Genomic DNA, 21,755 nt, shown 5'->3' with positions numbered 1-21,755 from the left:
TGTGGATAACTCGTCTCCGCATTGGGCTCCGCGACCGGTTCTGGTCGGAACCGGTTGTGTCGCCGCCGTTTTCGCCGCGGCCGCCGCGATCCTGGCGAGCGACCGGATGGGCACGGTCCTCTTCGCCGTCGCGGCGGTCGCGCTGACCGCGTTGTCGCTGCACGGTTTGCTCGTGCGGCCGCGCCTGACCGCGGATCCGCGCGGGCTGCGAATCCGCACCACGACCGGGAAACACGACCTGCACTGGCCCGAGGTGACCGCTCGCGTGCGCACCACCCGCCGCCTCGGCCGCGACTCGGCGACGCTGGAAATCGAGGCGGGCGACCAGCTGTACGTCTTCGGCTGGCTCGAACTCGGCGCCGATCCGCGGGACGTGCTCGACACGCTGACCGCGCTGAAGCCCTAACCGGACGGCTCGGCGCAGAACAACCGGTCGCCGCGGTACCAGCAGACCAGGTCCGCCAGCTGCGCGTCGCGCACGAACACCAGCACCAGCAACGCGATCAGCAGCACCGCCACCGCGCCGCCCTGCCAGTACTGGCGACCCTTCGCCGGCGCGTACACCATCGCCGCGGTGGCGACCGCGCCGACGACCAGGCCGCCGAGGTGGCCGAGCAGCGAGATGTTCGGCAGCGACACGGTGATGATCAGGTTCAGCACGATCGTGCCGATCGCGTACGCCGGGTTCAGCCGCAACCGGATCACCGCGACGAGCATCGCGCCCAGCAGCCCGTAGATCGCCCCGGAAGCACCCGCGGTGCCGCGGTCCACACCGTCGAACAGGTACACCGCGACCGCGCCGCCCAGCAGCGACACCACGTACAGCGCGATGAAGCGCACGCGGCCCAGCAGTGTCTCCATGTCCCGCCCGAGGATCCACAGCGCGAGCATGTTGACCGCGAGGTGGATCGGCCCGTAGTGCAGGAAACCGGACGTGACCAGCCGCCACCACTCGTCCGCCCCGGCGATCACACGCGGCCACAACACGCCGTCACCGAACAGCGACGACGTGTCGTTGCGGGTCAGGCTGCCCGACTGCGCCACCGTGACCACGTACGCGAGCACGTTGACCACGATGAGGACCGGCGTGACCACCGGCCGGTGCGAGACCTGCGCCCCGGCGACCGTGCGCGGCGTGTACCGCTGGATGTTCTGCTCGCGACGCCCGGTCTGCACGCAGTCGATGCACTGGTAGCCGACCGAGGCCTCACGCAGGCACTCCGGGCACGCCGGACGGCCGCACCGGACACAACTGAGCCCGGTGGGTCGCGACGGGTGCCACCAGCAACCGGGCAGGGCCGACTGCTGGGGCGGCTGCGAGGCAGGCGGGTGAGGAGGCACGTTCACGATGCCTCCAACCTACCCCGGCTCAGCCTTCGCGCTCGATGTCGATCTTCTCGATGACGACGTCCTGCAGGGGCTTGTCCGCGGGCCCGGTCGCGGTGTTCGCGATCGAGTCCACGACGTCGCGCGACTGCTGGTCGGCCACCTCGCCGAAGATCGTGTGCTTGAAGTTCAGGTGCGGCGTCTTGGCGACGGTGATGAAGAACTGCGAGCCGTTGGTGCCCGGTCCCGCGTTCGCCATCGCCAGCAGGTACGGCCGGTCGAACTGCAGTTCGGGGTGGAACTCGTCGCCGAACTGGTAGCCCGGGCCGCCGCGGCCGGTGCCGGTCGGGTCGCCGCCCTGGATCATGAAGCCCGAGATGACGCGGTGGAAGATCGCGCCGTCGTAGAACGGGCCGGAGTTCTCACCCTTGGCGTTCGGGCGCTGGTACTCCTTCGTGCCCTCCGCGAGGCCGACGAAGTTGGCCACCGTCTTGGGGGCGTGATCAGGGAAAAGGTTGATCCGGATGTCCCCGGCGTTGGTGTGCAGGACGGCGGTCGCCTTCGCACCAACGAGGGATTCACTGCTCTGGGTCACCGCTTCATCGTGCCATCCGCAGCGAGATCGGCCGGAAACGGGCAGGATGGTTACGGGGATGGAACGTGAGACGAAACGATTGACGAGGTGAAAGGCCATGACCCGAGCTGCGGACTCGGTGGGTGAGTCGGTCAAGGCCGGCTTGCTCGGCCTGAGCAAGCGGGCCGTCGAGGTCGGCAAGGCAGGCGCCGAGGTGACCGCTCAGGCCGCGCAGGCGGCCGAGAAACGGCTTTCCGAGAGCACCGAGGAGGCGCGCAAGGAAGCCGCCAAGCGGGGCCGCAAGGCCCGCAAGGACCTGGCGAAGGCGAGCAAGCAGGCACGCAAGGAGGCCGCGGAGCGGCTCGCCGAGCTGCGCAAGCCGGGCCGCAAGGCCCGCAAGGCCGCCGTCCAGGCCGCCAAGGCCGCCGGTGAGTCGAAGCGGAAGGCCAAGAAGGACTTCAAGCAGGCCAAGAAGGACTTCCGGGCCGCGCTGGAGGAGGCGAAGCTCGCCGCCAAGGGCACGAAGAAGAGCCGCAAGTGGCCGCTCTTCCTGGTGCTGGGCGTCCTGGCCGCCGCGGGTGCGGCGGTCGCGCTGCGCGGCAAGCAGGAGCCGCCGGTGGCCACCGAGCCGCCGCGGGCCGCGCCGAAGCCGGCCACTCCGGAGTCGACGGCGAACGGCCAGCACGCGCCGAGCCCGTCGCCGGCGGAGAAGCAGAACTAAACACGTTCCACCGGAGGTGCCGCTCGACCGCGAGGCCGAGCGGCACTTCCGCCTGCGCTGACCCGGTCACGCCAGACCCCGCACAGGCGAACGGCCGTTTTCCCAACGGCTACCGTTGGGAAAACGGCCGTTCTGCGCGTCTGCCTCAGGCGGCGGCCGCGTGCTTGTCGATCAGCTTGCCCAGGCGGGGCAGCGCCTCTTCGACGTTCTTCTTGCCGTTCGGGCGCAGCTTCTCGTAGACCTTCTTGATGCTGTCGCGGCTGCTCTTGGCGGCGCGCGCGTCGGTCACGCTCAGCAGCGCGTCGGCGGCCTCCGAGCCACGACCCGCAAGGTACGAGCCGAAGTCAGTGCTGTTGGTGCCGCCCTGGCCCTTGAAGTCGGCGTAGAACGGCTCGAGCGCGGCGGCGAAGTCGTCGAGCAGGCTGTCGACGGCGGAGCCGATGATGCCCGGCTTGATCTTCTTGACCGCGGCGAAGCCGGTCTTGATGACGGCACCGGACACGCCGCCCTTGTCCGAGACCTCTTCGTCGACCAGCGTCTCCAGGTCGGTCACAACGGCCGGACGCCTGCTGGAGTCGAGCAGGATTTCCTTGAGGGTGTCAGCCACGAATGTCTGTCCTTCTTCACATCGAGGTACACGGGGGCTCTCGCAGCCCGTGGCACGCCGGCCGCAGGTCTCGACCGGTCACGTGCTGGTCCTCCCCGGCTGCGAGGTGCGATCAGGGTAATACAAGATCAACTTGACACTGCACCCCGCCGGTCTTAAAGGCGCGAGATCGCCTGCCGGGCAACGGTTCTCGCCTTCACCGTCTGTTGCTGGTTCGTGGTCACGATGACCGCTGTACCGTCCCTGGCCACGGCATATACCGCGCCGTCCGGTTTCGACGCGTAACCACCCTGCCACCCTGGCGGCTCAGCCGCGGGGTTGCTCGTGGCCACCGGAGCCGCCTGGTCGACGAGCGCGTTCGCCACCGCCGGATCCCCGGTGTAGACGCGCACGGTCAGCTGGAGCTTGCCGGACAGGGCGTAGAAGAAGCACGTGGGATGCGGCTGGTCGGCGGAGATCTCGACCTTCGACACCCGCTGCCCGTTCGAGTCCGCGACGAACGAGTTCTCCAGGTACGGGCAGGGTGCGGCGCGGGCCGGCGTCGGCTCCGGCGGCAGCTGCACGGCCGTGGTGGCCGGCGCACTCGGGGACGGCGGCGCCTCGGGGGCCGGCTGGGCGGAGCAACCGGCCAGCGCGGCGGCCGCGAGCAGGGCGGGCAGGACTCGTCGCATAACCCGATCAGTGAACCACCCGACCTCCGCCGGGTTGTGGCGGGCGCGCCGCTACAGCAGGGTAGAAGAAGCTACTCTACGTGTTCGTGCGGAGGCGAAATGTATTCACGGCGGGCCGCGGGCGGCGTGCTGGCCCTGGTGACCGGAGCCGCCCTGCTGGCCGGGACCACACCGGCGCGAGCGGCCGCGGCGGACTTCCCGGCCGGGGACGAGGGCTACCACACCTACGCCGAGGTCACGACGGAACTGCAGAAGGCGGCCGCGAACCACCCGGACATCGCGGTGCTGTCCAGCGTGGGCAAGTCCTACGAGGGCCGCGAGCTGAACCTGGTGAAGATCAGCGACAACGCCGCCGCCGACGAGGGTGAGCCCGAGGTGCTGTTCACCTGCAACCAGCACGCGCGCGAGCACCTGACCACCGAGATGTGCCTGCACATCGTGCAGCGCTTCACCGGCGGCTACGCGACCGATCCGAACATCCGGTCGCTGGTCGACGGCCACGTGATCTGGGTGATCCCGAACGTCAACCCGGACGGCTCGGAGTACGACATCTCGGACACCGACTACAAGTACTGGCGCAAGAACCGCAGGCCCGTGGACGGCGGCAAGATCGGCACCGACCTCAACCGCAACTGGGGCTACAAGTGGGGCTGCTGCGACGGCTCCAGCACGCGGCCCGCCTCGGACACCTACCGCGGCCCGTCGGCCTTCTCCGAGCCGGAGACGCAGGCCGTGTCGCGGTTCGTCGACTCGCGCGCGGCAGGCGGGCAGCAGCGGATCAAGGCGCACATCGACTTCCACACCTACTCCGAGCTGGTGCTGTGGCCGTTCGGGCACACCGAGGACGACACCGGCGAGGGCATGACGGCCGAGGAGAACGCGCGGTTCCGCGACGTCGGGCAGCGCATGGCGGCGACCAACCGGTACACCGCCCAGCAGTCCAGCGACCTCTACATCACCGACGGGGACGTCAACGACTGGATGTGGGGCACGCACAAGATCCTCAGCTTCACCTTCGAGATGTACCCGACCAGCGCGTTGCCCGGCTTCTACCCGCCGGACGAGGACATCGTGCGGGAGACGACGCGCAACGACGCGGCGGTGGACATCCTGATCAGCGAGGCGCGCTAGACAATCGATCCAAGTTCTGTACATCATGCCCAGGTGAGTGATGCCGACGCGGTGCTCGCCGCGCTCCGACCCGTGCTCGACGGCCTCGCCGCCACCTTCGGCGGGAACTGCGAGGTCGTCCTGCACGACTACCGCCGGCCGGAGGGTTCGGTCGTCGCGGTCGCCGGCGACGTCACCGGCCGGGCGCCCGGCGGCTCGATGAGCGAGCTGGGGCTGAGCCTGCTCAAGCAGGGCCGGGACGCGCGCGACCAGATCAACTACCTGACGCGGACACCGGCCGGGCGCGTGATCAAGGCGTCCACGATGCTGCTGCGCGACCGCGACGGGGAGGTGTTCGGGGCGCTGTGCGTGAACCTCGACGTGACCGATCTGCGGCACGCGGCCGTGCTGCTCGGCGAGCTGGCGGCGGTGACCGCCCTGCCCGACGCGACCACCACGTTCACCAACGACGTGGGCCAGCTGATCCGCGCGGTGGTGGCCGAGGAGGAGCTGAAGCTCGGGCGGCCGGTGAGCCGGATGACGCGCGCCGAGCGGCTGGACCTGTTTCGTGCGCTGGACGAGCGCGGGCTGTTCGCGCTGCAGAAGGCCGTGCCGGAGGTGGCCGCCGCGCTGGGGATCTCCCGGGCGTCGGCCTACAACCACCTGGCCGAGATCAGGTCTTAGGCGGCAGGCCGAAGACGTTCCACGGCGGGCGCGGGGTGTCCAGTGCCTCGGCGTCGGTGATCGGCGTGGCGGTGCCGCGGAACCGGTCGAGGTCCGCACCGCTGGTGACGCGGGCGGGGAACGCCGCGGACGCCGCGCGGCGGCTGATCGCGTCGACGGGCAGTTCCGCGCGCGAGGCGACCAGCACGAGGTTGCCGAACCGGCGGCCGCGCAGGACCCCGGAGTCGGCGAGCATGACGACGTGCGGGAAGACGGCGCCGATCGTGGCGACGACCCGGCGGGCGAACTCGAGTCCCGGCCCGTCGGCGACGTTGATCAGGTAGGTGCCCGCTGGCCGGAGCACCCGGGCGACGTCGGTGGTGAACTCCAGGGTCGCCACGTCGCCCGGCATCTTCGCGCGCTGGAAGACATCCGCGACGACGAGATCGGCCGAGGCGTCCCGTCGCGTGGCAACGCCTTCGCGGCCGTCGGAGATGCGCACCCGCAGGTTGGGCACGGCGCGCAGGTCGAGCTGCTCACGGACGAGGTCGATGAGCGGTTCGTCCGCGTCGAAGACGAGCTGCCTGCTTCCCGGGCGCGTGGCCGCGATGTAGCGCGGAATGGTGCAGCCGGCGCCGCCGAGGTGGAGTGCGTCGAACGGCCCGTCGGCGAGGCAGTCGATGACGTCCCCGATGCGCCGCACGTACTCGAACTCCAGGTGCGTCGGATCATCGAGGTCCACATAGGACTGGGCAACCTCGTCGACGGTCAGGAGCCAACCATTGGGCCGATCGACGTCGGCGAGCAGTTCAGCGAGCCCGAAGCGGACGGGGTAGCGGCCGGGAACCGGACGGGCGGGACCACGCCGCCGGTTCGTGCCTCTGCCTGCCATCGCCGCAACTCTACGTGAGCTCCAAACACCGGCGGCAACGGTCACCGCGGCGGGTTCGCCGGAGACGTCACGGCGACTGTGTGGAGCTGAGGGGAATCGAACCCCTGACCTCTGCCTTGCAAAAGCAGCGCTCTACCAATTGAGCTACAGCCCCGGACGCGGGCCCCCAAGCCCGCGGGAAGTTCAGTTGTTCGTGCCCGCCTCGGCGGTCTTCGCCGGGGCGCTGCCGTTCGTCGAGACCGCGGCCAGCGGGCGCTCGGTCGGGGCGGTGGCCTCGCGCCACAGGTCGGCCTCAGCCTTCGCGTCCTTGTTGCGCTTGATCACGAACAGCACCCCGCCCGCGACGACTGCGAGCGCCAGCAGCTTCTTCACGTTCCGGCCCCTCTTCGACGGTCCAGCTGACCACACGATGCTACTGCACCCGCCAGGGGGAGGTTCGCGCGGTGCGCACGGGCCCGGCCCGGGTGATTAGCGCCCGTGCCGCCCGGGTAGCCGACTCGTGACGGAGACGAAGGAGGGGCAGGAAATGACCGACAAGGAAGACCGCCAGGAAGGCATCAAGGGCGCGGTCGAGGGCCTGAAGGGCAAGGTCAAGGAGACGGCCGGCACGTTCCTCGGCAACGACTCCGCCCAGCGGGAAGGCCGCGCGCAGCAGGAGAAGGCCGACGCGCAGCAGCGTGTCAGCGAGAAGGAAGCCGAAGCCGACCGGGCGCGGGAGGAAGCGGCACTCGGTGAGGCGCGGCAGCGCAGGGAACAGTAACCCCACCCCAGACACGGCCAGGTCAGACGCGGCAGAGCTCCCCGTCTGTCCTGGCCGTTCCACGTGGAACCAAGCTTGACCTTGCCCCTGGGGCAAGCCGCACAGTCGCTTCCGCCGGGCAGAATGCCTGGTACGAGGAGGTCGACATGGGGCTGCTCACGATCGGGGCGTTCGCCCGCGCGGCGGGACTGTCCCCGAAGGCGCTGCGTCTCTACGACGAACTGGGCCTGCTCCGGCCCGCATCGGTCGATCCGGTGTCCGGCTACCGGCGCTACGCACCGGACCAGCTGGAGCGGGCCCGGCTGATCGGCTGGCTGCGCCGGACCGGAATGCCGTTGGCACGGATTTCCCGGGCACTGGCGGGACCCGATCCAGCCGCGGAGGTCCTCGCCTACTGGCGCGAAGTCGAAGCCGACGTCGCGGCGCGCGGGCGGCTCGTCGCCTTCCTCGTCGCGCAACTGTCCGGAAAGGACACTGCGATGACGGGACTCGTCCACGCCGTGCGGGTCTGGTGCGCGAAACGAAGCAGGACGCGGCCTACGCCGGTCCGCACCTGCTCGCCGTCGCCGACGGGTTCGGCCCCGGCGGGCACCAGGCGAGCGTCGCCGCGATCGAGACGGTCAAACCGCTGGACGCGCTGGCCACCGGCGATCCGCTGGACGCACTCGGGGACGCCTTCCGCGTGGCCGGCGCCGCGGTCCGGCACCTCGAGGACGCCGGCACCACCCTGACCGCGCTGCTCTGGTCCGGTTCGCGGCTCGGCGTCCTGCACGTCGGCGACTCGCGGGCGCACCTGCTGCGCGAGGGCGAGCTGTTCCAGCTGACGCAGGACCACGTCCACGGCACCGCGGTTCCGGCGACCCTGGTCCGGGCTCTGCACCGGCACCCCGCGGAGCCGGACCTGCTGCTCGCCGGGGGTGGTGGCGGCGCGCAGTTCGGTGCTCAGGGCGTCGGCGGGCCTCAGCACGCTGGTCGACCTCGCCAACCGGCGCGGCGGTCCGGACAACATCGCCTGCGTGGTCGCCGACGTCGCGGCCTAGACGCCCCGGACGGCCTGCACGTCGAGGCGGAGTTCGATCGTCGAGCCGACCACGACCAGGCCCTTCGCGAGCGTCTGCTGCCAGTTGATCGTGAAGTCCTCGCGGTGCAGCTCGGCCTTGGCGATCGCGCCGAGCCGGTCGCCGTTCCACGAGCGCAGGCCCAGGTAGCTGGCGTCCAGGCGGACGCCCCGGCTCGCGCCGCGCAGGTTGAGCGTGCCGTCGATGTGCCAGCGGTCGCCGGCCACGCGCTGCGCCCGGTCGCTGAAGAAGTGGATCTTCGGGAAGCGGTCCACGTCGAGGAAGTCGGGCGAGCGCAGGTGCTCGTCCCGCTTCTCGGCGGCCGTGTCGATGCTCGCCGCGTCGATGACGACCTCGATCGAGGAGTTCTCGATCCGCTCGCCGACGTTGATGCTGCCGTGGAAGCGCGTGAAGCGGCCGTGGACGCGGGACAGGCCGATGTGCCGCGCGACGAACCGGATCGACGTGTGGTCCGGGTCGATCACCCACCGGCCCGGACCCGGCAAGCGGACGCTCGCGTCCGGGCGCAGCTCCACCTCACCGAGCGCGGTGTGGTCGCCGCTGGCGACGTCGACGGTGTGGGTGACCTCGCGGTATCCGCCCGCGCTGATCGTGACCTGGTAGGTCCCGGTGGCCGCGGTGACCACCGCCAGCCCGTAGTCGTCGGACACGGCGCGGAACACCCGTGGGCCGCGCTTGTGGCGGAGGGTCATCTCGGCACCGGCCAGCGGGTTGCCCAGCTCGTCGCGCAACCGGACGCTCACCAGACCGGCCCCGGCCGCGAACGTGACCGGCTCCCCCTGCCGGCCGTCACGGCGACGCAGGCGCCTGAACATCGGAAACGCTCCCATCGGTCGGTGGTCCGTGGGGGACCCTAACCAGGGGATTCGTGTTTCGTGACCCGGTCGTTACCAGAGTCACCGCACGAACGTGTCCGAATCACCCTTCGCGGTGGTGCCGTGCCAGTCCAGGCAGATCACGCAGGCGTCGTCCTTCGGGCGCCCGCCGGCGGCGTCGACGACGGCCGAGGTCAGCGTCTGCACCACCGCCCGCGGATGCCGCCCGGCGGTCTCGAGCGCCAGACGGCGCAGGTCCACCGACGCCGCCTCCCGTTCCAACATCCCGTCGGTCAGGAGGAACAGCCGGTCGCCCGGCCGCAGGTCCACGCTCTGGACCTCGCGTGGTTTCTCCTGCAGTCCCGTGCCGAACGGGGTGTCGCGGTGCAACGGCAGCTCCCGCACGGTGCCGTCGCGCAGGAGCAGCGGCAGCGGGTGTCCCGCGTTGACCACGTCGGCGCGCCCGTCGGCCAGTTCGATGCGGAACAGCTGCCCGGTCGCGTACGGCGTCTTCGCGTGCTCCCGCACGGCCTGGTCCGCCGCGGCGGCCTGGTCGGCGAGGGACTGGTTCGCCCGGCGGGCGCCGCGCAGGGCGCCCAGCAGCAGGGTGGCCACCAGACCGGACTGGACGTCGTGGCCGACCGCGTCGGTGATGGACAGGTTCAGGGTGTCGTGGCCGAGGGCGTAGTCGTAGGTGTCGCCGCCCACGTTGTCGGCGGGCACCAGCGCGCAGGCGACCGTGAACTGGTCGGCCTCGCAGCAGGCGGCGGTGGGCAGCAGCTGGTGCTGGATCTCGGCCGCGAGGCTGACCTGTGTGGTGCGCTCGCCCCACTGGTAGAGGTCGGTGAAGCGGCGGTCGGTGACGATCAGGTAGGCGAGCGCGAGCGCCACCTCGCGGATCTGCTCCAGCGCGGAGTCGTCGAGGTCCGGAAGGGTCATCTCGAGGAGGCCGACGGGATCGCCGCGGTTGGTGACGGGCACGACGACGTGCCACTGGTCGCGGTGCTCGCGGTGCGGCTCCTGGCTGGACAGGACGCGTTCGTAGACGCTGCCCGCCAGGTCGAGGCGCTCGGCGTCCTCGCCTCGCAGCGACTTCCCGTGCGTGGTGAACCGGACCAGTTCGCGGCCCAGGAGGTCGACCAGCAGGAACGAGACGTCGGACGCGGCGAACCGCTCTTCCAGGTACCCGGCGACCACGTCGACCGACTTCACCGGCGACGCCCGCTCGGCGGCGGTGAGCACCGCAGCGAGACCGGACGGTTCATCGGACATCCCGGTCGCCCCCTCAGACACCGCCGATGCGGCCCTGCGCCGCCGGCACCACTCTTGCCGATCGTAATGGCGCGCGTGACGCCGAGGAGGGTCAGCCAGGTAGCGTCCGGGGCGCGCTGGACGGTGTTGCTGACCAAGACACCCCGCGCGGACACCGGCCCGAACGGCCGCGTGATCAGGACCGGTGCCGTCGTGCCTGGACGTAGATGCTCCACCACACCGCGGAAACCAGGACGCCACCGACGGCGACAAGCCAGTCCACCCAGGTGCGCTCGCCGCGAACCAGGAACAGGGCGGCGTGCCCAACCTGAATCAGCGTCCAAATGACCGAAATGACCAGCGCCATCCGCGGGTTCGGCCAGTTCGAGTCACCAGACACAGCCTCACCGTGGCACGCCACTGTCTCGCGCCGCACGCCACCGACGGAACAACCGATCATGCCTGCGCCCGTCCGCTGTCCTCCATGCCCGACCAGCCCGCGCGCAGGACTCGGTGGAGCGACGCCGAGCTCATGGCACTCGACACCAACCCGCAGGCCCGGCTGGTCATCGTCGAGGGCATGATCTCCGGCATCAGCTCCGGCCGGTGATCGAGCACGGCGCGGAAACCATGGACCGGATCTTCGCGAGCTGATCCGCTCCGAGCGCGGATCCGAAAACAAAGGTCCCAGAACGACACTCAGGCCCCGCCTCCGGGAAGGAGACGGGGCCTGAGTCTGTCGAGTGGGCCCAGGAGGACTTGAACCTCCGACCTCTTCGTTATCAGGCCAGATTTGGACCCCGTTTGATCTTGGGGAGTACCGCATCCGCCCTGGTCAGGAACGTCCGTGGAAGTCCGCCGACGTACGTCGGTCTACGGGGCGGTTGTCGCTCACTTTGACGCCCACCGGCAGGCCCCCTGACCAGGCGAAAGAGGCTGAACCATTGGGGGTAGCCCCCTATGTTCCAGCCTCAGTGACCCTGTGACAGGAAAGTAGTGTGGGGCGAGTTGTCACTCCCCTGTCACTCCTGTTTCCGCAGCTCAAGTGCCAGCGAGTAACAAAGTGACAGGTGTGACAGCGATGAGGTACCGGTGTCACTCGCTCAGCCACCGAGCAACGTTTCAAGTGTCTCGGCGGGCGTCGCGCAGCGGAAACCAGTGTCGTCATCGCACATGCTCGCGGCAGCATCATTGAAGGATGACGGAGTGGCGCGGTCGAAAGGACTGGTCCACGCCCCGCCCTTCAACTCGTAGCGGCCGTGACGTGTCTCGGTCGAGCACCACTCCCACACGTTGCCGCACATGTCGTAAACGCCGTAAGGGCTGATGCCGGTCTGGTAGCAGTCCACGGGCGTGGTCGAGCCGACGCCGTTCTCCCGGACGTTGCACTTGGCCGGCGTCGGCTGATCACCCCACGGGTAGACGGCGCCCCGCGTGCCGCGGGCTGCCTTCTCCCACTGCTGGCTCGTTGGCAGGGCCTTACCAGCCCACTCCGCGTAGGCCGTCGCGTCATTCCAGGTCACAAACACCACGGGGTGGTCACCGAGCTTCTCCACGTTCTCCTCGCTCCACCGCTGTGGCGCGGGATGCCCGGTCGCCGTGAGGAACTGCGCGTACTGAGCGTTCGTGACCGGGTAGACGTCGATGTAGAAGTCCGGCACCCAGATCGGTTCGTTGCTCGGGCCGGACAGGAAGACGCTGCCGTCGACCTTCACCATCGTGCTGCCGTCCGCGGGATGCCTCACGCGGCTGCTGCCGATGAGGTCGGGCATCGCTTCCCCGGCCGCATCGACCGGCACAAGGGAGCCGCCGGTCAGGTGCGAGAAGCGAGCACGGGTGTCAGCATCCGACCGCGCCAAACACGTGTCGAGGGCTGCCTGGTTGACGGGGCGCGGCCGGATGTTCTCCCGGCCCGCCTCCCACTTCGAGATCATCCGCTCACTCACACCGAGGTGTGCCGCGAACTCGCGAATGCTCATGCGCTTCGCCTCCCGAAGCGCGCGCACCTCGATCCCTGACCAGCGCTGAACCGTCGCCACTAGCTACTCCCCCACGGACTGGGCCTTCTCTGTGGAGCGTAGCGGGCTGTTGTCACCCGCTTACACAGCTTCGGAAGGAATGTCCGCGTACAGCTCCCGCAGCTCGTGCAGCACCTTGTGATCCGTAGGCCATTCCGTGCTGTCGACTGAGGCAATGGGCCTGATGCCGGTGGCTGCGTTCGTTGCGAATGCGGCCTCCATGCCCGACAGGTCCGATAGCGTCAGCGGCTCCGTCGCCACGGGCTCATCGAGCGCCTGGTTGATCAGCGTCATGGTGATGCCCTGCAACCACTCGGCACGCGGCCACACCACCCGTCCATCGCGGATGAACCCGATGTTCGAGGTCGCGATCTCGGAAATCGTGCCATCAGGGTTCAGGAACAGGACATCGTCGAACCCCTCCCGCTGAGCAGCCCGACGCCTGCGCAGTGCTCCGAACAGCCCGACGTGCTTGACCGCGGGGATCTCGCGCCGGTACGACGCGGCTTGCAGGCGCCAGGGCGCAGGTGTCGCCAGGCTTGCCGGCCGAGTCGTCACCAGCACGTGCGGATCAGCGTCTGATCCGATGGTCCCCAGGTCGAACGCGGGATCAAACACCGTCACCCGCACGACTGTGGCCGGTTCCGACGCAGCGAGCGCGCGCCGGATGAACTCTCGCACCCGATCGGTGTCCAGCTCGACATCGAACAGCTGGCGGCAGTCTCGCGCGAGACGTTGCATGTGGAGGGACAACCCCTTCACAGAGCCGTCCTGAACCAACATGGACGTGAAGTGCCCGTAGTTGGTCAAGGCGAGCGCCTTCATTTGCTCGATCGTGGCGGGCGAACCGTTCAACTCCATGCCCTCAGCCTCCCATTCCAACGCTCGCAACGCCCCTCCTCCCGGGCCGAAGTTCAGTGAAAGTTCAGGGCCTCAGGTTCGGCGAAAGTTCAGTAGTAGGGCGCTTTCGTGACAGTTCTCAGAATCCCGGCTTGGCCGCACTCTTGATGCATGAGCAACGCCGGCGCTCCGAAAGCCGAGAGTCACAACGAAAGGAGTCAGCATGGCCAAGCAGGACGTTCCCGGGACTGAAGACCGGCAGCGGGCTACTCCCGAAGGTTGTCACCGCCCTGGTCGTGCTCGCCCTGCTGGCGATCGTCGTCAAGCACCCGGCCGACGCGGCAACCTGGGCCAAGAGCATTGGCAGCGGGATCGGGGCGATTATCGACGGAATCGCCACGTTCGTCCGGCAGCTCAGCGCTTAACGCTGGGACTGCCGATCAAGCAGCTCAGTCAGGCGCTTCTCGATGTCTGCGAGCTGGCGGGCGGCACCGGCAAGCTCGGACTGCAAGCCCGCGACGTCATCCCGGATCGCCAAGAGCGCTTCGCTCTCGTTCACATCGGCCGACCGGTCGCGGACCCGCGCTCCAGCGTTCCGCTTGATCGTGACGAATCCCTGGTCGCGCAGCAGCCGCACGGCCGCGATCGCCGTGTTGACCGCCACGTCGTACTCACTGGCTAGCTGTCGATAGGGCGGCAACGGCGATCCCACGGGGTACTCCCCCGCCTCGATCTGCACCCGCAACGCGTCCGCCACCTGCCTGCTTGCGGGCGGCTTGCCGCTCGACTCAGCCGTATCAGCCACTCGTCCACCTTACCCAGATGTCTTACGACACGGGGTTGACAAGACCCCGCCGCCTCCCTAACGTCTTGCGACATAGAGATGTCTCAAGACATCACCCCAACGAACAGGAGAGCAATGAAGTTCGCACGGATCGCCAGCTCGGAAGCGCTCGATGCGCTGTTTCCGCTGGTCGATGAGGACATTTCCGCGGTGGCGCGGGATGAGGCGGTCGCGGCGGAAGTCGCCGAGATCGATGCACTGATCGAAGAGATGGAGCGCGAGTGGGCCGCCGCCGAGCGTGTTGAGGCGTTCCGGATCTCGCGTGAGCTGACCGACGAGGTCCGGGCCCGGCGCACCGCCCGGCGGGCGGCTCAGCAAGCACTGCGGTCGCTGCCGGTCCGGCTCGATGCGGTCACGGGGGAGGCGGCGTGATGATCCGCTACACCAGCGTCGAGGACTTCTACGACCGGCTCGCCGAGGCGCACGACCAGCAGGCGCAGGACGGCACCGAGCACGCGGTGACGCGCCAGGGCGCGCAAGCCCGGGCGGAGCACTACCGCGAGATCGCCGACCAGGCACGCCGCTCCCGCCGGGGAGGTGAGCGGTGATGCGGCACCGTTCGGTGCGGGCGCTCGCGCTGTTCGGGGCGTTGCAGGCGGTGTTTTCGGATGTGCACCCCTACTGCGACCAGATCGTGCAGTCCAGCGAGGACGCCAGCAAGAAGGGCCTGCCCGGGTGGGAGGGCGCGAAGCACTGCGCCCGCCACGTCACCACCTACACCGCCGGTCAGACGGTCGCCTCGGTCGCGGTGACCTCGGCGCTGGGCTACCGGCTGCCGCTGCGCGCGCTGGCCGCGGGCACGGCGGTCAACGCGGTCACCCACTACGTGATCGACCGGCGCGAGCCGTTCAAGCGGTTCCTGCGCAGCAAGTTCATCGGCAAGGGCGGCTACCTCGCGCACGCCACCGTCAAGCGCCGTGAGGGCGTGGTGGACGAGGGCGGCCCGGGGACGGCGCTGATGGAGATGGACCAGGCCGCGCACCGCCTCATCGGCGTGGCCGCCTCGCTGCTGACCACCTACCTCGCCACCCGCAACCACGACTGACCAGGAGAAACCCCATGAAGCTGAAGAAGAACCCCAAGGCCAACACGGGCGCCGTCCAGCTCACCGCGCTGAACCGGACCGGCACGTGCGCCGGGTGCGGCAAGCGGGTCGACAAGACCTCCAACTGCTGCGGCAAGCCCGCCTGCTCCCGCCGCATCGCCGCCCAGCTCTGACCCTGCACCCACCGCTGACCCCGAATCGCTTTGACCGGAAGGAACTGTCCTCAATGGCCGCCAAGGTCTGGATCGCCAAGTACCGCGAAGGCGAGTACGTCACCGACACCGACGGGCGCGAGTGGTGCGTCACCAGCTACACGCAGCGCAGCAACATCGCCTGGATCCGGCTGCGCGAGTTCGCCGGCTCCCGCTCGGTCACCGTCCAGGGGCCGCTGGGCTCGAAGAAGCCCATCCGCTAACCACCACTACCCAGGAGACACACAATGGACTTCTTGCAGGTCGACCGCATCAGCGGCCCGGTGGTCGTCAACGGCCGGGTCTACTACTCCCGCAACGGCGTGTCGGTCAACGGCCACACCGTCACCGACGCCGCCACCGGCCGCCGGTTGTCCGACCGCCCGATCCCGCACCCCGAACGCGGCTCGAACATGGTGTGCCGGGGCGGCCAGGTGTGGATCAACGGCGTCCGTATCGAGCCGGAGGAGGGCTGATGCCCGCCCCGTACAAGCCGGTGCGGACCGCCCGCCGCCCGCAGCCGATCACCGACGCCGAGTACGAGCTGCTGCGCGAGTGCCGCTGCCCCCGCATGCGCGGCACCCACGCCGCCGGCCACTGCGGCTCGGGCCACGACCCTTCCTCGGCAGAGAGGGAGGCCCGATGACCCGCTTGCTGATCACCGAGGTCCCCGGCGCGGCCCGAACCGCCAAGCACGCGGCCGCGCCGGGACTCCCCACCCAGCCACTTCCTGACCAGAACGGAGAGACACCCATGGTCGCACAGGCCATCTACCACCAGGCCTCACAGCGCACCGGCTTCCGCGTGCAGCTGGTGGCCGCGCCGGTCGACATCATCGCCCGCCGCCACCGCGAGGGCCAGTCGGTCTCGCAGATCACCCGCTACCTGCGCGCCCACCTCGGCCCGGAGAACCCGGTCGCCTCCCGCAGCTTCGTGGAGTGGGTCATCACCGCCACCGGGGGTGAGGGCCGGTGAGCACCGAACTCGTGTTCCGCTGCCTGGTCTGCGACCAGCCGCGCACCGAGGCGGACGTGCCGTGTGAGCTGTGCGGCGCTGCCCCGGACCTGCACGTGGTTGAGGGGGACGAGCTGGTCACCTACGACCCCTTCCGGCTCAACCGGCTGGTCTCCGCCGCTGCTGCTGCACGGGTGGCGCACGCGCTGGCGGTGCTGGCCGACAGTCACCACTACCGCGCGCGACTGTGGGCGGACCGCGACGCCCCGCGCGCTCAGTGGCACCGGACGGAAGCGGCGTCCCTGGAGTGGATGCGGGCCGCCGAGCTGGCCCGCGCCGAGTTGGAGGAGACCGCGTGAGCGCCCGCATCGCGGTCGGCACCACACCGGCCCAGGTCAAAACCCTGTGCATCCGCCGCTACGAGGACACCACCGGCAAGCGGTGGCGGGAGGCCACCGAGACGGCCAAGCGGAAGTGGCTGGAGAAGACCGAGCCGGTGATCCGCGCCGAGGAAGGCATCGCCGCCGATGCGGTGTGGCGGGACGGGGCGTGGCAGCCCGCCGGCCAAACCGACCTGTTCTCCCTGACCGACGCCGACACGGAGGTACCGGCATGAGCAAGACCAAGCTGAACGTGCTGCCCAAGAAGAACACCCTGCGCAAGCTGCTCTGGCTCGGCCTGCTCGTGGCCGCGGTGGTGTGGATCGTGCAGCACCCCTACCAGGCCCGGCACGCGCTGGACAACGTGGTGCACGCGCTGACCGTGCTGTTCTCCGGCTGGGGCAGGTGAGCGGTGATGACCGATTCTCGTAGTCGCGCTGTGCGCAAGCTTGCCGAGGCGGAGCTGGCGGTGTCGGACTGGGCCGATGTCATCCGGCAGGGCGCGGAGAGGCGCGTGGGCAGTCACGATGCCGAGGCCGTCGTCGCGGACGCCGCCTACAGCCAGGCGCTGGCGCTCTTCCGTCTGGTGGGCAACGCTGCGGCGGCGTTCACCGCCCACGCCGAAGAGATCGAGCGGGGTGGCCGGTGATGTCGATGTTCGAGGTTCTGCGCCGGTTCGGGACGTTGGCGCTGCTGGTGTTCACCGGCGCGGTGCTGCTGTTCCTGCTGCTGCACCTGGTCCGCGTTCCGCTGGTGCTGATCGCGAAGGTCCTGGAGATCACGATGCGCCGCCTGGACGGCTTCGTGGCGAAGCACGCGAGCAAGCCCCCGGCCGGTCCGGTCAACCAGTTCTTCCACCACCCCACCACCACCCGGGAGGAGGCCATCAATGTTCACGCCTGAGCCCAAGCCCACCACCGGCCACACCGGACAGACCGACCGCGAGGTCCAAGCACGCCGCTCGGCCGACGTGGCGATCTACCAGCGCCCGGGCACCCCGACTCGCACCACGCAGGCGGTGTCGTGGGTGGGCTGGCACCTGCTCGAACTGGGCGGGGTGCTGTTCCCGCTCGGCCTCGGGGCGACCGTCTGGGACGGCTTCTACGCCCTGTCGCTGCTGGCCGCCCTGGGGTGGGTGGCGAACGAGCTGCGGCTGCGCCGCCAGCAGCGTGCCCTGCGTGCCCGCGCCGGTGCCGCGCAGGACGGGGAGGTGCCGGAATGAGGGTGACCCGGATCGCTGATGTGGCGCAGGCGTGGACGGTTGTGGTGACCGTCCCGAATGGAGAGACCGTGGCGGCCGGGAGCTGGCCGGACCTGATCGAGGCCCGCACCTGGGCGCGCGCGACGAACCGGGCGCGGGTGGCGCGGGTGCGGGGTGTGCTGCCGCTGGTGTCGGCGCGTGACCTGATGACCGAGCTGGAAAGGGGGATGTGGCAGTGAGCTGGTATGAGGAGCGGCGGGAGAACAAGCGCACGGAGGCGATGATCCGCCGGGAGGACGCCGCCGCGGCCGCGCAGGTGCGCATCGCCGAGCGGCAGGCGGCCGCGCAGATCAAGCGCGCGGATGCCCAAGCCCGCCGCGAGGCCCAGCAGCAGGCCACCGCCGCCCGGCGCGCCCGGCGCGCCGCCGTGGTGCGTGGCCTGCGGCTGTGGCTTGGCCGGCACGTGGTTGAGCTGCTGATCTACCCGATCGCGCTGCTGTCGTTCGTGCTGGCGGCCCCGGCGATGGCCCGCTACGGCATCGAGGTGTTCGCCTCCGAGCTGGGCGCGCTGCTGCCCGGGATCACCGAATTCGGGATGTGGGCGTTCGCGATCGCGGTGGTGATCGAGCGGCGGCGCCACCCGGACCGCTCGGTGTGGGGGCTGGTGGCCGGGGTGCTGGTGTTCGGCGCGGTCGCCTTCGGCATCAACTTCACCCACGGCCTGACCACCGCCTGGGACCACGGCGTGGTCATGGGCACCGCCTCAATCGCAGGGGTGGTCGCCCACCAGCTCACCCTCGCCACCGCCCCGAAGTCCGGGCAGCAGCGGCGGGAGGCCCGGATCGAGCGGGCCGCCGCCCGCAAGGTCGCCCGCATCCGCAAGGCCGCCGTCAAGCGCGCGGTGGCCGAGATCGAGGCGGACGGGTCGGCCCGGCTGCTCTACGCCCCCGGCCGCTACACCCTCACCCGGCGCGGCCTGAAGCCCGCGACCGTGCCCGGCCTGCCGGTGGCCGAGTCCACCGACTGGGACCGCGAGCTGGCCGACCTGCTCGCCACCACCGGCGCGGCCACCGCCACCGGCGTGACGCCCTCGATCGAGGGCGAGCAGGAGCCCGGGGACTCGATCGAGGGCGGGTCGGTCGCCACCCTCGATCACGGCCCTGACCTGCATGAGTCGAGCCCGGACCGGCCGGTGATCGACCGCAAGCCCGGCCGGTCGATGGAGCAGCTCCGCGCCGAGCTGGCCGCCGCGATCGAGGCCGGGACGGTCAACCCGCGCTCGGCGGAGTCGATCCGCAAGACGCTGCGCGTGTCGGCCGCCCGCGCCCGCCAGCTCCGCGACGAACACACCAAGGGAGGCCGCAAGTGACCCAGCAGCACGAGCAGGACGAGTTGGCGCAGGTGCACTACCTGCCCACCCGCCGCGCCGACGCCACCCCGAGCCCGTCGGAGACGGAGGTGGTTGAGGGTGAGCTGATCTCCGAGGAGGAGTACCAGCGGCTGTTCACCCAGCGCGGGCAGGCGATCGAGCGGTACAAGGGCTACCGCCGCGACCTGGTCACCGCCGGACGGGCGGTGAAGACCGTCGCCTTCCACGACCTCACGAAGGCGGCGGTGAAGGCCACCGGGCGGCACGTGTTCGGCTACCCGATCGCCGGGGCCGTGGTGGTGCTCAAGCGGTGGCGCGACACCCACGGCGCATCCCGCTACGAGCGGCAGATGCTGGCCGCGGAGATGGAAGGCAACCACGAGCGGCTGCTGGAGTGGGAGGCCCGTGACGTGGCGGAGAAGCAGCGCCGCCACCAGCGGGTCATGGACTGGGTGGCCGCGCCCGGCCAGTGGATCAAGGCCGGGGCGCTCGGGATCGTCGGCGTGGCCGGGTTTCTGCTGGTCCTCGGGATGATCCTGGCGGTCAGCTCCGGGCACATCGCCGATGTCATCGGCCCCATCACCGCGGTAGTCGATGCGATCGCGTTCGCGGTGTGGTTCGTGGTCACCTACGGCGCGTTCCTGCTGACCGGGGGCACCGCGGCCGGGTTCTACTACCTGCACCACCAGGGCCGCAAGCACGTCGACCTGCCCGGCTGGCTGCGCTCGGCCCCGACCGCCGCGGGCGGCCCCGAAGTCGAGGTGGACGAGTCGGTGATCATGAACGCGCTGCGCAACCTCGGGCACCCGGCGCTGAACAAGAAGCTCAAGGAGGGCTGGGGCACCGCCATCACCCCGACCTGGGTGCAGCCGCCACTGCCGGTCAGCCACGGCTGGGAATTCGTCCTCCGGCTCCCGGCCGGGGTGCCCGCGACCAGCATCAACGCCCGCAAGACCGTGCTCGCACACAACCTCGGCCGACGCCCGGAAGAGGTGTGGGTCGAAGTCGACGACAACGACCCGATGGCGATGAAGTGCCTGGTCCTCGATCCCGGGTCGCTGCGCAAGCCGGTGCCGGACTACCCGCTGCTCGATGGCGGTCAGACCGACTTCTGGACCGGGTTCCCGGTCGGCATCGATGCCCGCTGGAACCAGGTCGACACCCCGGTATTCGAGCGCAACTTCGTGTGGGCCGGGATCATGGGCTCCGGCAAGTCCGAGCAGATCAACGACCTGCTCGCCGGGGCGGTGCTGGACCCGGTGGTGGACATCGACGTGTTCTGCTTCGCCGAGAACAACGACTACGAGTGGCTGCGCCCGGTCGCCTCAACCATCTCCATGGGCGACACCGCGGAGAACGTCCAGGCGTGCATGGACCACATCCATGCCCTGCACGACTCCCTCGCCGAACGCGGCCAGCTCTTCCGGGAGTACGGCATCAACTCCCTGACCCGGGAAGCGGCGGAGAAGGACGACCGGCTGCGGCCCCGGATCGTGATCATCGACGAGTGCCAGAGCTTCTTCCGGCAGGACAAGCCCGAAGACCGGCGCGAGGTGGTCAACCTGGTCGTGCGGTTCTTCTCCGCCGCCCGCAAGTACGGCATCGTGCTCGGGTTCGCCACCCCCACCCCGTCGGACCTGTCCCTCCCGCGGGACCTGATCGCCGTCACCACCAACAAAGCTTGCCACGCCATCGGCGACAAGACCCGCAACAACGTCGTGCTCGGCGAGAAGGCGTACGAGAACGGGCTCTCAGCGCTGGAACTCAAGCCCGCGGTGAAGAAGGGCGGCAAGATCGTGGCCCTCAACGACGTCGGCACGTCGGTCACGGTCGGGTTCATGGACCAGCCCGGGCTGTTGCGCGCCTTCCACCTCACCAGCGAGCAGAAGGCCGCGATCGTCGCCCGCGGTGTCGAGCTGCGCGGCGGCCGGGTGCGTCGGGCCGCGATCGAGCAGCCGCAGCAGCGGGACCTGCTCGCCGACGTGGCCGCCGTGCTGCTGCCCGGCGAGGACAAGGCCAAGGCCACCGACGTGTGCGCGCGGCTGCGCGAGCTGGCCCCCGGCTACCGGCCCTACATCGGGCTCACCGCCGAGAACCTGCGCGACCAGCTCGCCGAGCACGGCTGCAAGGTCACCAAGGTCGGCGTCCTCATGGTGTTCACCGAGCGTGTCCAGCAGGCGCTGGCCGCCCGCGAGGGAGGGAACGCCTGACCCGGCCGGAGAACCCGCCCGCAAGCCCGCCGCGCGGGCGGGTTCTCCCTCCACTCCCTCGCTCCCTTCACCACTGAAACCGCAGATCACCCCTAGGGAAGCCACCCAGGGACGCGCCGAGGGAATTTTCCCTACCCGCCACCGGATTCCCTCGCCCGCTCCCTCCCGATTCCCTACCCCCGCACGCCACCGATCGTCACACACAGTCACTTTCGGAGGTTCGATGACCACCCG

The 21,755-nt window shown here is 69.9% G+C and carries 36 protein-coding genes, 1 tRNA gene and 2 pseudogenes; 26 read left to right on the top strand and 13 right to left on the bottom strand.

Features of this window, described 5'->3' with window-relative positions; genetic code table 11:
• Window positions 1–106: 106 nt before the first annotated feature.
• Complete coding sequence (locus tag D0D28_RS10060) at window positions 107–406, top strand: PH domain-containing protein (protein WP_094003362.1); 300 nt, start codon at window positions 107–109, stop codon at window positions 404–406.
• On the opposite strand, the gene D0D28_RS10055 is transcribed toward D0D28_RS10060, so the two are convergent.
• Together D0D28_RS10055 and D0D28_RS10050 are read right to left on the bottom strand one after the other, a co-directional pair.
• Complete coding sequence (locus D0D28_RS10055; protein ID WP_094003361.1) at window positions 403–1,176, bottom strand: rhomboid family intramembrane serine protease; 774 nt, start codon at window positions 1,174–1,176, stop codon at window positions 403–405. The two genes, D0D28_RS10060 and D0D28_RS10055, sit on opposite strands and share 4 nt — an antisense overlap.
• A 193-nt stretch (window positions 1,177–1,369) precedes the next feature.
• Complete coding sequence (locus D0D28_RS10050; protein ID WP_094003360.1) at window positions 1,370–1,921, bottom strand: peptidylprolyl isomerase; 552 nt, start codon at window positions 1,919–1,921, stop codon at window positions 1,370–1,372.
• A 97-nt stretch (window positions 1,922–2,018) separates the two neighbouring features.
• Between D0D28_RS10050 and D0D28_RS10045 the strand changes: the two genes are divergently transcribed.
• Window positions 2,019–2,621 (top strand): hypothetical protein, encoded by a 603-nt coding sequence (locus tag D0D28_RS10045; RefSeq protein WP_233157031.1) that lies wholly within the window; start codon window positions 2,019–2,021, stop codon window positions 2,619–2,621.
• 145 nt (window positions 2,622–2,766) lie between these two features.
• Here the strand turns inward: D0D28_RS10045 and D0D28_RS10040 are convergent, their stop codons facing one another.
• Together D0D28_RS10040 and D0D28_RS10035 are read right to left on the bottom strand one after the other, a co-directional pair.
• A complete protein-coding gene (locus D0D28_RS10040; RefSeq protein WP_116110426.1) occupies window positions 2,767–3,228 on the bottom strand; it encodes a DUF6918 family protein in 462 nt (153 codons plus the stop codon).
• Window positions 3,229–3,383: 155 nt separating this feature from the next.
• Window positions 3,384–3,899 (bottom strand): DUF2020 domain-containing protein, encoded by a 516-nt coding sequence (locus D0D28_RS10035; protein ID WP_116110425.1) that lies wholly within the window; start codon window positions 3,897–3,899, stop codon window positions 3,384–3,386.
• Here D0D28_RS10035 and D0D28_RS10030 point away from each other — a divergent pair.
• Together D0D28_RS10030 and D0D28_RS10025 are read left to right on the top strand one after the other, a co-directional pair.
• Entirely contained in the window at window positions 3,786–5,030 is a 1,245-nt protein-coding gene (locus tag D0D28_RS10030; protein WP_369806738.1) for a M14 family metallopeptidase, read from the top strand. The genes D0D28_RS10035 and D0D28_RS10030 overlap by 114 nt on opposite strands.
• 33 nt (window positions 5,031–5,063) lie before the next feature.
• Complete coding sequence (locus D0D28_RS10025) at window positions 5,064–5,693, top strand: helix-turn-helix transcriptional regulator (RefSeq protein WP_094003356.1); 630 nt, start codon at window positions 5,064–5,066, stop codon at window positions 5,691–5,693.
• On the opposite strand, the gene D0D28_RS10020 is transcribed toward D0D28_RS10025, so the two are convergent.
• The 3 genes from D0D28_RS10020 to D0D28_RS10010 form a co-directional block, all read right to left on the bottom strand.
• On the bottom strand, window positions 5,683–6,564 hold the full coding sequence (locus tag D0D28_RS10020; protein ID WP_116110424.1) for a spermidine synthase: 882 nt from the start codon (window positions 6,562–6,564) through the stop codon (window positions 5,683–5,685). The genes D0D28_RS10025 and D0D28_RS10020 overlap by 11 nt on opposite strands.
• A gap of 81 nt (window positions 6,565–6,645) precedes the next feature.
• Window positions 6,646–6,718 (bottom strand) — tRNA-Ala (locus D0D28_RS10015).
• A 29-nt stretch (window positions 6,719–6,747) separates the two neighbouring features.
• Entirely contained in the window at window positions 6,748–6,936 is a 189-nt protein-coding gene (locus tag D0D28_RS10010; RefSeq protein ID WP_094003354.1) for a DLW-39 family protein, read from the bottom strand.
• A 154-nt stretch (window positions 6,937–7,090) separates the two neighbouring features.
• Between D0D28_RS10010 and D0D28_RS10005 the strand changes: the two genes are divergently transcribed.
• The 3 genes and pseudogenes from D0D28_RS10005 to D0D28_RS36655 all read left to right on the top strand — a co-directional run.
• Window positions 7,091–7,324 (top strand): microaggregate-binding protein 1, encoded by a 234-nt coding sequence (locus tag D0D28_RS10005; protein WP_094003353.1) that lies wholly within the window; start codon window positions 7,091–7,093, stop codon window positions 7,322–7,324.
• Between the two features lie 146 nt (window positions 7,325–7,470).
• A pseudogene (locus D0D28_RS36660) lies at window positions 7,471–7,674 on the top strand (MerR family transcriptional regulator); the annotation flags it as partial.
• Between the two features lie 161 nt (window positions 7,675–7,835).
• Window positions 7,836–8,099: pseudogene (locus tag D0D28_RS36655) on the top strand (hypothetical protein); the annotation flags it as partial.
• Window positions 8,100–8,360: 261 nt separating this feature from the next.
• On the opposite strand, the gene D0D28_RS09995 reads toward D0D28_RS36655, so the two are convergent.
• From D0D28_RS09995 to D0D28_RS35580, 3 genes are all read right to left on the bottom strand, one after another.
• Window positions 8,361–9,218, bottom strand: a complete 858-nt coding sequence (locus tag D0D28_RS09995; protein WP_116110423.1) for a YceI family protein — start codon at window positions 9,216–9,218, stop codon at window positions 8,361–8,363.
• Between the two features lie 81 nt (window positions 9,219–9,299).
• Window positions 9,300–10,490, bottom strand: a complete 1,191-nt coding sequence (locus D0D28_RS09990) for a PP2C family protein-serine/threonine phosphatase (RefSeq protein WP_094003351.1) — start codon at window positions 10,488–10,490, stop codon at window positions 9,300–9,302.
• Between the two features lie 175 nt (window positions 10,491–10,665).
• Window positions 10,666–10,836 carry a hypothetical protein gene (locus tag D0D28_RS35580; protein WP_162831024.1) on the bottom strand — a complete coding sequence of 57 codons (171 nt, stop codon included), beginning with the start codon at window positions 10,834–10,836 and terminating at the stop codon, window positions 10,666–10,668.
• A gap of 117 nt (window positions 10,837–10,953) precedes the next feature.
• Between D0D28_RS35580 and D0D28_RS37320 the strand changes: the two genes are divergently transcribed.
• Window positions 10,954–11,079 (top strand): hypothetical protein, encoded by a 126-nt coding sequence (locus tag D0D28_RS37320; protein ID WP_255407829.1) that lies wholly within the window; start codon window positions 10,954–10,956, stop codon window positions 11,077–11,079.
• Between the two features lie 493 nt (window positions 11,080–11,572).
• On the opposite strand, the gene D0D28_RS09985 is transcribed toward D0D28_RS37320, so the two are convergent.
• Window positions 11,573–12,508 (bottom strand): SUMF1/EgtB/PvdO family nonheme iron enzyme, encoded by a 936-nt coding sequence (locus D0D28_RS09985; protein WP_094003350.1) that lies wholly within the window; start codon window positions 12,506–12,508, stop codon window positions 11,573–11,575.
• 60 nt (window positions 12,509–12,568) lie between these two features.
• A complete protein-coding gene (locus D0D28_RS09980; RefSeq protein ID WP_094003372.1) occupies window positions 12,569–13,348 on the bottom strand; it encodes an aminotransferase class IV family protein in 780 nt (259 codons plus the stop codon).
• Between the two features lie 275 nt (window positions 13,349–13,623).
• Between D0D28_RS09980 and D0D28_RS37315 the strand changes: the two genes are divergently transcribed.
• Window positions 13,624–13,752, top strand: coding sequence for a hypothetical protein (locus D0D28_RS37315; RefSeq protein ID WP_275895896.1), 129 nt, complete (start codon window positions 13,624–13,626; stop codon window positions 13,750–13,752).
• Here the strand turns inward: D0D28_RS37315 and D0D28_RS09970 are convergent.
• Entirely contained in the window at window positions 13,749–14,132 is a 384-nt protein-coding gene (locus D0D28_RS09970; RefSeq protein ID WP_094003348.1) for a GntR family transcriptional regulator, read from the bottom strand. The two genes, D0D28_RS37315 and D0D28_RS09970, sit on opposite strands and share 4 nt — an antisense overlap.
• Window positions 14,133–14,246: 114 nt before the next feature.
• Here D0D28_RS09970 and D0D28_RS09965 point away from each other — a divergent pair, with 114 nt between their 5' ends.
• Genes D0D28_RS09965 through D0D28_RS09905 form a run of 17 tightly spaced genes read left to right on the top strand, consistent with a single transcriptional unit; the run spans window position 14,247 to window position 21,521 of the window.
• Window positions 14,247–14,543 carry a hypothetical protein gene (locus D0D28_RS09965; RefSeq protein WP_094003347.1) on the top strand — a complete coding sequence of 99 codons (297 nt, stop codon included), beginning with the start codon at window positions 14,247–14,249 and terminating at the stop codon, window positions 14,541–14,543.
• Window positions 14,543–14,719, top strand: a complete 177-nt coding sequence (locus D0D28_RS09960; protein WP_158224388.1) for a hypothetical protein — start codon at window positions 14,543–14,545, stop codon at window positions 14,717–14,719. The genes D0D28_RS09965 and D0D28_RS09960 overlap by 1 nt, the downstream gene beginning before the upstream one ends.
• Window positions 14,719–15,216, top strand: coding sequence for a hypothetical protein (locus tag D0D28_RS09955; protein ID WP_094003345.1), 498 nt, complete (start codon window positions 14,719–14,721; stop codon window positions 15,214–15,216). The genes D0D28_RS09960 and D0D28_RS09955 overlap by 1 nt, the downstream gene beginning before the upstream one ends.
• 14 nt (window positions 15,217–15,230) lie before the next feature.
• Window positions 15,231–15,389 carry a hypothetical protein gene (locus tag D0D28_RS35575; protein WP_158224387.1) on the top strand — a complete coding sequence of 53 codons (159 nt, stop codon included), beginning with the start codon at window positions 15,231–15,233 and terminating at the stop codon, window positions 15,387–15,389.
• Window positions 15,390–15,442: 53 nt separating this feature from the next.
• Entirely contained in the window at window positions 15,443–15,631 is a 189-nt protein-coding gene (locus D0D28_RS09950) for a hypothetical protein (RefSeq protein WP_094003344.1), read from the top strand.
• 24 nt (window positions 15,632–15,655) lie between these two features.
• Window positions 15,656–15,883 carry a hypothetical protein gene (locus D0D28_RS09945; RefSeq protein WP_094003343.1) on the top strand — a complete coding sequence of 76 codons (228 nt, stop codon included), beginning with the start codon at window positions 15,656–15,658 and terminating at the stop codon, window positions 15,881–15,883.
• On the top strand, window positions 15,883–16,053 hold the full coding sequence (locus D0D28_RS35570) for a hypothetical protein (RefSeq protein ID WP_158224386.1): 171 nt from the start codon (window positions 15,883–15,885) through the stop codon (window positions 16,051–16,053). Before D0D28_RS09945 ends, D0D28_RS35570 begins: the two co-directional genes overlap by 1 nt.
• On the top strand, window positions 16,050–16,382 hold the full coding sequence (locus D0D28_RS09940) for a hypothetical protein (protein ID WP_143266131.1): 333 nt from the start codon (window positions 16,050–16,052) through the stop codon (window positions 16,380–16,382). The genes D0D28_RS35570 and D0D28_RS09940 overlap by 4 nt, the downstream gene beginning before the upstream one ends.
• The gene (locus D0D28_RS09935) at window positions 16,379–16,720 is read left to right on the top strand and encodes a hypothetical protein (protein ID WP_094003341.1); all 342 of its coding nucleotides are present in this window, start codon (window positions 16,379–16,381) and stop codon (window positions 16,718–16,720) included. The genes D0D28_RS09940 and D0D28_RS09935 overlap by 4 nt, the downstream gene beginning before the upstream one ends.
• On the top strand, window positions 16,717–16,977 hold the full coding sequence (locus tag D0D28_RS09930) for a hypothetical protein (RefSeq protein WP_094003340.1): 261 nt from the start codon (window positions 16,717–16,719) through the stop codon (window positions 16,975–16,977). The genes D0D28_RS09935 and D0D28_RS09930 overlap by 4 nt, the downstream gene beginning before the upstream one ends.
• Window positions 16,974–17,150, top strand: a complete 177-nt coding sequence (locus tag D0D28_RS36100) for a hypothetical protein (protein ID WP_167481439.1) — start codon at window positions 16,974–16,976, stop codon at window positions 17,148–17,150. Before D0D28_RS09930 ends, D0D28_RS36100 begins: the two co-directional genes overlap by 4 nt.
• 6 nt (window positions 17,151–17,156) lie before the next feature.
• The gene (locus D0D28_RS09925) at window positions 17,157–17,390 is read left to right on the top strand and encodes a hypothetical protein (protein WP_158224385.1); all 234 of its coding nucleotides are present in this window, start codon (window positions 17,157–17,159) and stop codon (window positions 17,388–17,390) included.
• The gene (locus D0D28_RS09920) at window positions 17,390–17,644 is read left to right on the top strand and encodes a hypothetical protein (RefSeq protein WP_094003371.1); all 255 of its coding nucleotides are present in this window, start codon (window positions 17,390–17,392) and stop codon (window positions 17,642–17,644) included. The genes D0D28_RS09925 and D0D28_RS09920 overlap by 1 nt, the downstream gene beginning before the upstream one ends.
• On the top strand, window positions 17,631–17,963 hold the full coding sequence (locus D0D28_RS09915) for a hypothetical protein (protein WP_094003338.1): 333 nt from the start codon (window positions 17,631–17,633) through the stop codon (window positions 17,961–17,963). The genes D0D28_RS09920 and D0D28_RS09915 overlap by 14 nt, the downstream gene beginning before the upstream one ends.
• The gene (locus tag D0D28_RS35565; RefSeq protein WP_143266130.1) at window positions 17,960–18,181 is read left to right on the top strand and encodes a hypothetical protein; all 222 of its coding nucleotides are present in this window, start codon (window positions 17,960–17,962) and stop codon (window positions 18,179–18,181) included. The genes D0D28_RS09915 and D0D28_RS35565 overlap by 4 nt, the downstream gene beginning before the upstream one ends.
• Window positions 18,178–19,311: a hypothetical protein gene (locus D0D28_RS09910; RefSeq protein ID WP_094003337.1), complete on the top strand. Its 1,134-nt coding sequence runs from the start codon at window positions 18,178–18,180 to the stop codon at window positions 19,309–19,311. Before D0D28_RS35565 ends, D0D28_RS09910 begins: the two co-directional genes overlap by 4 nt.
• Window positions 19,308–21,521: an FtsK/SpoIIIE domain-containing protein gene (locus D0D28_RS09905; protein WP_094003336.1), complete on the top strand. Its 2,214-nt coding sequence runs from the start codon at window positions 19,308–19,310 to the stop codon at window positions 21,519–21,521. The genes D0D28_RS09910 and D0D28_RS09905 overlap by 4 nt, the downstream gene beginning before the upstream one ends.
• The last annotated feature ends 234 nt before the right edge of the window (window positions 21,522–21,755 follow it).

Origin of the sequence: Amycolatopsis ruanii (assembly GCF_003385175.1) — a bacterium.
In the GTDB taxonomy this organism is placed as follows: Bacteria; Actinomycetota; Actinomycetes; order Mycobacteriales; family Pseudonocardiaceae; genus Amycolatopsis_E; species Amycolatopsis_E thermalba.
The sequence above is the reverse complement of the archived record's forward strand: the minus strand, read 5'-3'. Positions and strand labels throughout refer to the sequence as shown.

Excerpts from the sequence above, each read along its gene's own strand:
- D0D28_RS09995 (WP_116110423.1), bottom strand. The coding sequence starts at position 9,218 with ATGTTCAGGCGCCTGCGTCGCCGTGACGGCCGGCAGGGGGAGCCGGTC.
- D0D28_RS35570 (WP_158224386.1), top strand. The coding sequence starts at position 15,883 with ATGCCCGCCCCGTACAAGCCGGTGCGGACCGCCCGCCGCCCGCAGCCG.
- D0D28_RS10060 (WP_094003362.1), top strand. The coding sequence starts at position 107 with ATGGGCACGGTCCTCTTCGCCGTCGCGGCGGTCGCGCTGACCGCGTTG.
- D0D28_RS36100 (WP_167481439.1), top strand. The coding sequence starts at position 16,974 with ATGAGCAAGACCAAGCTGAACGTGCTGCCCAAGAAGAACACCCTGCGC.
- D0D28_RS09990 (WP_094003351.1), bottom strand. The coding sequence starts at position 10,490 with ATGTCCGATGAACCGTCCGGTCTCGCTGCGGTGCTCACCGCCGCCGAG.
- D0D28_RS10005 (WP_094003353.1), top strand. The coding sequence starts at position 7,091 with ATGACCGACAAGGAAGACCGCCAGGAAGGCATCAAGGGCGCGGTCGAG.
- D0D28_RS35565 (WP_143266130.1), top strand. The coding sequence starts at position 17,960 with ATGAGGGTGACCCGGATCGCTGATGTGGCGCAGGCGTGGACGGTTGTG.
- D0D28_RS35580 (WP_162831024.1), bottom strand. The coding sequence starts at position 10,836 with ATGGCGCTGGTCATTTCGGTCATTTGGACGCTGATTCAGGTTGGGCAC.
- D0D28_RS35575 (WP_158224387.1), top strand. The coding sequence starts at position 15,231 with ATGAAGCTGAAGAAGAACCCCAAGGCCAACACGGGCGCCGTCCAGCTC.
- D0D28_RS10045 (WP_233157031.1), top strand. The coding sequence starts at position 2,019 with ATGACCCGAGCTGCGGACTCGGTGGGTGAGTCGGTCAAGGCCGGCTTG.
- D0D28_RS09915 (WP_094003338.1), top strand. The coding sequence starts at position 17,631 with ATGTTCACGCCTGAGCCCAAGCCCACCACCGGCCACACCGGACAGACC.
- D0D28_RS09955 (WP_094003345.1), top strand. The coding sequence starts at position 14,719 with ATGCGGCACCGTTCGGTGCGGGCGCTCGCGCTGTTCGGGGCGTTGCAG.
- D0D28_RS09965 (WP_094003347.1), top strand. The coding sequence starts at position 14,247 with ATGAAGTTCGCACGGATCGCCAGCTCGGAAGCGCTCGATGCGCTGTTT.
- D0D28_RS09950 (WP_094003344.1), top strand. The coding sequence starts at position 15,443 with ATGGCCGCCAAGGTCTGGATCGCCAAGTACCGCGAAGGCGAGTACGTC.
- D0D28_RS09945 (WP_094003343.1), top strand. The coding sequence starts at position 15,656 with ATGGACTTCTTGCAGGTCGACCGCATCAGCGGCCCGGTGGTCGTCAAC.
- D0D28_RS10020 (WP_116110424.1), bottom strand. The coding sequence starts at position 6,564 with ATGGCAGGCAGAGGCACGAACCGGCGGCGTGGTCCCGCCCGTCCGGTT.
- D0D28_RS09980 (WP_094003372.1), bottom strand. The coding sequence starts at position 13,348 with ATGGAGTTGAACGGTTCGCCCGCCACGATCGAGCAAATGAAGGCGCTC.
- D0D28_RS37320 (WP_255407829.1), top strand. The coding sequence starts at position 10,954 with ATGCCCGACCAGCCCGCGCGCAGGACTCGGTGGAGCGACGCCGAGCTC.
- D0D28_RS09925 (WP_158224385.1), top strand. The coding sequence starts at position 17,157 with ATGACCGATTCTCGTAGTCGCGCTGTGCGCAAGCTTGCCGAGGCGGAG.
- D0D28_RS09960 (WP_158224388.1), top strand. The coding sequence starts at position 14,543 with ATGATCCGCTACACCAGCGTCGAGGACTTCTACGACCGGCTCGCCGAG.
- D0D28_RS09920 (WP_094003371.1), top strand. The coding sequence starts at position 17,390 with ATGTCGATGTTCGAGGTTCTGCGCCGGTTCGGGACGTTGGCGCTGCTG.
- D0D28_RS09940 (WP_143266131.1), top strand. The coding sequence starts at position 16,050 with ATGACCCGCTTGCTGATCACCGAGGTCCCCGGCGCGGCCCGAACCGCC.
- D0D28_RS10035 (WP_116110425.1), bottom strand. The coding sequence starts at position 3,899 with ATGCGACGAGTCCTGCCCGCCCTGCTCGCGGCCGCCGCGCTGGCCGGT.